Source organism: Brevundimonas sp. SL161 (genome assembly GCF_049896985.1).
In the GTDB taxonomy this organism is placed as follows: domain Bacteria; phylum Pseudomonadota; class Alphaproteobacteria; order Caulobacterales; family Caulobacteraceae; genus Brevundimonas.
On sequence record NZ_JAFCVJ010000057.1, the window covers coordinates 1 to 5302 of the forward strand.

Below are 5302 nucleotides of genomic sequence, written 5' to 3' on the forward strand. Positions count from 1 at the left end.
AAGCTCAAACACAGCCGACGACTGGCTACCCGATACGACAAGACCGCCGACAGCTTCCTCGGCTTCGTCATCGTCGCATCCATCCGACTGTGGATCAGACACTTTGTCCACACCACCTAGACCACTATCCGGACAGTGCTGTCAGACGAACGCTAAAAGGTCTCCGGCAAAGTCGGCGTTAGCCGCTGTCGGGCTGGCTTATTGTGAAGCCGATTTCGTTCAAGCGCCACCGGTTCCCGTCGGACGTCATCCGCCATGCCGTCTGGCTCTATCTCCGCTTCAGCCGCAGTTTTCGTAACGTGGAGGAACTGATGGCGGCCCGCGGAGTGGACGTCAGCTACAAGACGATCTGGCGCTGGACGATTAAGTTTGGACCGCTGATCGCCCGTCGCTTGAAGAAACGGCGGTGGCCGCCCTTCATGACTATGGGCGGTACCCAGTCGGTCATGATCGAAGGCGACCGGTTGCTGGGTGCTGCCGACACGCATAGGCCGGGCGCGCTGGCCCTGGGGGTTCAGTGAGGGTGTTGTCAGTCACCCAACGTCCATCATCTTTTCAAGACTGGCGCTTGGGCGCAATGCTGCCTCCTGAAGCAGGCATGCGTGTCTATCCTCTTCGTTCAGCGCAAGATCAGCGGGACAGCCTTGCTGGTCGCCCGGCTCAAGGCCCGGGTCGACACCGGAGGCCTGGCGTCCCCCTGACTCCAGGGGTCAGTGACGTCGAACTGGACAAGGACGCTGATGCCCTCATGGACGTTTGGCAAAGGAGACTGAGGCGTTGAGAGTATGTGTGATCGGCGCAGGCATGGCGGGGATGGCCTGTGGGCAGGCCCTGCGTGACGCCGGCCATGCAGTGACTTTGATCGACAAGGGGCGCGGTGCAGGCGGGCGAATGGCCACCCGCCGCCTCGCCACGCCACTCGGCGAGGTTTCGTTCGATCACGGCGCGCAATATTTCACTGCTCGAGATCCGGACTTCCGCAACCAGGTCGAGGCATGGGCCAGCGCCGGTCATGTCTCGCGATGGACAGCCGTCGTGGAGGACGCATGGGTGGGAGCGCCCGGCATGAACGCGCCTCTCAGCGCGATGGCGACGGACCTGGATGTGATGTGGTCCGTCCGAGTCACTCAGATCTCGCGGACCTCCAGCGGCTGGAAGGTGTCAGCGGACAGCAGCCCCGTTTCGACTGTCGACGCTGTGGTTGTCGCCATTCCCGCCGAGCAGGCGGCAGATCTCTTGACCGCGATCGTTCCGGAGATGGCCGCGATAGCTCGCGGCGTCTCGAGTTCGCCCTGCTGGACCCTCATGCTGGCTTTCGGCGACCGCCTTCCCGGCGATCTTGACTGGCTAAGGGGCGATGACGATTCGGCCTTGGCCTGGGCGGCGCGCAGCAGCGCCAAGCCCGGTCGGGGTCCGATCGAGGCCTGGGTGGTCCAGGCTGGCGGCGAGTGGTCCGCGCGCCACCTGGACATGCCCAAAGACGAGGTCGAAGCGGGCCTGACCGACGCCCTGTCCCACAGGTTGGGCGCAGCTCTGCCTGCCCCGATCGCCTGTTCCTCGCACAGATGGCTTTACGCGCGTTCGGGGCGGGGCGGCCTTGATGCGCTCTGGGACGCCGATCTCAAGCTTGGCGTCTGCGGCGACTGGTTGACCGGGCCCAGGGTTGAGGCCGCCTGGACGTCAGGGACGCGGCTGGCTGCGCGGATGACGGGCGATGCAGAGGTTGAGAGGCTGCGGCGGTGAGCCTCCATATATACTGGTTCCGGAATGATCTGAGGCTGACGGACAATCCGGCCTTCCGGTCGGCCTGCGACAGCTCGTCCAGTCTGCTGCCAGTTTATGTGGTCTCGCCGGGCGAGACGGCCCCGACCGCTTGGGGTTTCGAGCGATGGGGTCCTTTGAGGCGTCGTTTCCGGGACCAGGCGGTCGCGGGGCTCAAGCAGGCCTTGATCGACAGGGGATCGGATCTCGTCGTCATCGAGGGCGAGCCGGTTCAGGTGCTTTCAGGCCTCGCTGAGGCGCTAAGCGCCGATCGCGTGGTTTGCGAGACCATCGCCGCTCCGGAGGAGCTGGCCCAGGTCGATGCATTGCGGGCGCTCGGCATCAGTGTCGAGGATCACTGGCAGTCTGGTCTTGTCGACCTCGCCGACCTGCCGTTCGCCATCCGGGATCTGCCTGAGGTCTTCACGCCGTTCCGCAGAGCACTCGAGGCCGCCGGCTTCCCGTCCGTCCGCCCATTGTCCCCTCCGCACGCAGCGCCGCCTCTGCCTGACCCGTACCTCAGCGCGCATCGGTCGGCGATCACCCAAGCGCCTGATCCCAGGTCCTCGTTCCCCTTCGACACTGCGGCCTTCGACGGCGCGGAGTCCGCCGCCCTGAGACACGTCCAAAGCTATTTTTCCGGCCGCTTGGCGCAATCGTACAAGGCGACGCGAAATGGGCTGAGCGGAGCCGCATACTCAACCAAGTTGTCGCCCTGGCTTGCAACCGGCGCGCTGTCGGCCCGTAGGGCGTTCGCCTCGCTGAGGGATCATGAGGCCCGGCACGGCGCCAATGAAGGCACAGGGTGGATCGGCGTCGAACTGCTGTGGCGCGACTATTTTCGATTGTCTTCTATGAAACACGGGGCGCGGCTGTTCCGTCATCAGGGTCTCAGCCGACTGCCCAGGCCATCACACGATCCTGAGCAGTTCGCGCGGTGGAGTGCGGGCGAGACGGGACAGCCGTTCGTGGACGCGGGCATGCGCGAACTCGCTGCAACGGGCTATCTCAGCAACCGGCTGCGGCAGGTCGTAGCCAGCTATCTTGTCCACGATCTCGAATGCGACTGGCGAGCGGGAGCCGCCTGGTTCGAGGCCCAGCTGATCGATTTCGACGTCTGCAGCAATCAAGGCAACTGGCTCTACATCGCCGGCCGGGGCGCAGACCCACGCAATGGCCGTCGGTTCGATCCGGAACAGCAGGCCGGCTATTACGACCCGGACGGTGCTTACCGCCGCCTTTGGAATGCGCTGTAACCGACATTCAGTCGGATCGAAGCGGGTGCTGTGAGGCGAACGATGAAAGGTCTCTGGCATTTGTGGCGTAAGCCACTGACTGGGTTTATGTTTCGCGAAGTTAATATCGTTCACGCGCCACCGGTTTCCGGCGGGGGTGATCCTGACAGCGCCGCGACGGAGGGGTTTCTCGCGCTCAAACCCTGAACTCCGTGTTTTAGGAGTTAAGGGTTAAATGGCTGATTTTACTCATGAAAAAGGTGGCGGAGACGGAGGGATTCGAACCCTCGATACCCCTTACAGGGTATGACGATTTAGCAAACCGTTGCCTTCAGCCACTCGGCCACGTCTCCGGCAGGCAGGCTCGATAGCGGAGCCCGCGCCGGGGCGCAATCCGCCGTTTCGGATTGTTGTGATCCTGATCGTCCAGCCGGGGGCCGCAGTTTCCCCGACGTGATCTTGTGAGGCGGCCTATGGAGGGATAGGGCTTCGGCTCCACCTTCTCAGGGAGACCCTCCATGGCCGATCTGGCTCAAGTGACCGAACACATCCGCGGCGCCGTCGGCGACAACTCCGGTTTGGGCAAGACCGTGAAGATCGACCTGGGCGACGTGGGCATGATCTTCATCGACGGCGCCTCGGTTCCGAACACCGTCACCAACGAGGACAAGCCCGCCGACGCCACCGTCTCCATGACCTGGGACGACTTCATGGCCCTGTCGGACGGCAAGCTGGACCCGATGATGGCCTTCATGCAGGGCAAGCTGAAGATCGCCGGCGACATGATGATCGCCCAGAAGCTGGCCCCTCTGCTGAAGCGCTAGTGGTCGGCTAACAAAAGCTATACGCCGGAACGGCGCGGTCCTGCGGATCGCGCCGTTCGCATATCGGGAAGGACGACATCCATGGATTTCAAGCACTCAGACCGGGCCCTGCATTGGCAGGAGCGGGTCACGCGGTTCCTCGACGACACGGTGGCGCCGCGCGCCGCCGATTACTGGGCCGACGTTCATAGCGACCACACCGTCCAGTCACCGACCATGGAGGCCTTGAAGGCCGAGGCGCGTGAGGCGGGCCTTTGGAACATGTTCCTTCCGGGGGATCACGGTGCGGGCCTGACCAACCTGGAATATGCCCCCCTGGCCGAGGCCATGGGCCGCGCGGGCCTGTGGACGCCCGAGGTGTTCAACTGCAACGCCCCGGACACCGGCAATATGGAGGTGCTCCATATGTACGGGAACGCGGTTCAGCAGGATCGCTGGCTGAAGCCCCTGATGGCCGGCGAGATCCGCTCCGCCTTCCTGATGACCGAGCCGGCCGTGGCCTCCTCGGACGCGACCAACATCCAGACCTCGATCATCCGCGACGGCGACGAATACGTCATCAACGGCCGCAAATGGTGGTCGACCAACATGGGTCACCCGAACGTCGCCATCGCCATCGTGATGGGCAAGACCGACACGGGCGCCGCAACCCACCAGCAGCAGTCCCAGATTCTGGTGCCGACCAATACCCCCGGCTTCCGCATCGAGCGGATGCTGACCGTGTTCGGCTATGACGAGCGCCCCATCGGCCATGCCGAGGTCGTGCTCGACAACGTCCGGGTGCCGATCGAAAACCTGATCGCCGGCGAGGGCAGGGGCTTCGAGATCGCTCAGGGCCGCCTCGGGCCGGGCCGTATCCACCACTGCATGCGTGTGATCGGCGCGGCGGAAAAGGCGCTGGAGCTGATGTGCGAGCGGCTGCTGAACCGCACCGCCTTCAAAAAGCAGCTGGCCGAGCATTCGGTGTGGGAACAGCGCGTCGGCGAGGCGCGCACCAATATCGAAATGTGCCGCCTGATGGTGCTGAAGGCCGCCTGGATGATCGATCAGGCCGGGGCCAAGAACGCCAAGTCCGAGATCGCCCAGATCAAGGTCGCGGCCCCGCGCATGGCGCTGCAGATCATCGACGACGCCATCCAGGCGTTCGGCGGCGCAGGCGTCTCGGGCGACACCCCCCTTGCCGAGATGTACGCGGGCGTGCGCACCCTGCGCCTCGCCGACGGCCCGGACGAGGTGCACAACCGCACCATCGCCCGGATCGAATACTCGAAGCACGGCGGGCGGCCGGTCCACTAGGAATATCCCTCCGCTTCCGCGCCTTGCGGAGGCGGAGGAAAACGCGGCAGGGAAGGGTTCTGATGACCGAACCTTCGATCTTCTTTGCCGATGTGAACGAGCGCCAGGGCTCGTTCCTGCGCCGTACTTTCGTGGTCGGCGGGCTGACGGCGCTGGGCGTTACGGCCCTGACCATCCGACTGGCCC

At 64.4% G+C, this 5302-nt stretch carries 5 protein-coding genes, 1 tRNA gene and 2 pseudogenes; 7 read left to right on the forward strand and 1 reads right to left on the reverse strand.

Annotation, left to right across the window (positions count from 1 at the left end):
* The 4 genes and pseudogenes from ACP7AU_RS17400 to ACP7AU_RS17415 form a co-directional block, all read left to right on the forward strand.
* Positions 1–120, forward strand: a pseudogene (locus ACP7AU_RS17400) (IS5/IS1182 family transposase); the annotation flags it as partial.
* An 83-nt stretch (positions 121–203) separates the two neighbouring features.
* Positions 204–404, forward strand: a pseudogene (locus ACP7AU_RS17405) (IS6 family transposase); the annotation flags it as partial.
* 385 nt (positions 405–789) lie between these two features.
* Positions 790–1743 (forward strand): NAD(P)/FAD-dependent oxidoreductase, encoded by a 954-nt coding sequence (locus ACP7AU_RS17410; protein ID WP_426052236.1) that lies wholly within the window; start codon positions 790–792, stop codon positions 1741–1743.
* The gene (locus tag ACP7AU_RS17415) at positions 1740–3017 is read left to right on the forward strand and encodes a DASH family cryptochrome (RefSeq protein ID WP_426052237.1); all 1278 of its coding nucleotides are present in this window, start codon (positions 1740–1742) and stop codon (positions 3015–3017) included. Before ACP7AU_RS17410 ends, ACP7AU_RS17415 begins: the two co-directional genes overlap by 4 nt.
* 240 nt (positions 3018–3257) lie before the next feature.
* Here ACP7AU_RS17415 and ACP7AU_RS17420 read toward each other — a convergent pair.
* Positions 3258–3349 (reverse strand) — tRNA-Ser (locus tag ACP7AU_RS17420).
* A 165-nt stretch (positions 3350–3514) separates the two neighbouring features.
* Between ACP7AU_RS17420 and ACP7AU_RS17425 the strand changes: the two genes are divergently transcribed.
* The 3 genes from ACP7AU_RS17425 to ACP7AU_RS17435 form a co-directional block, all read left to right on the forward strand.
* Positions 3515–3820 carry an SCP2 sterol-binding domain-containing protein gene (locus tag ACP7AU_RS17425; protein ID WP_426039679.1) on the forward strand — a complete coding sequence of 102 codons (306 nt, stop codon included), beginning with the start codon at positions 3515–3517 and terminating at the stop codon, positions 3818–3820.
* An 81-nt stretch (positions 3821–3901) separates the two neighbouring features.
* On the forward strand, positions 3902–5116 hold the full coding sequence (locus ACP7AU_RS17430; protein WP_426052238.1) for an acyl-CoA dehydrogenase family protein: 1215 nt from the start codon (positions 3902–3904) through the stop codon (positions 5114–5116).
* Between the two features lie 62 nt (positions 5117–5178).
* A partial coding sequence (locus tag ACP7AU_RS17435; protein WP_426052239.1) for a hypothetical protein occupies positions 5179–5302 on the forward strand: 124 nt, incomplete at its 3' end.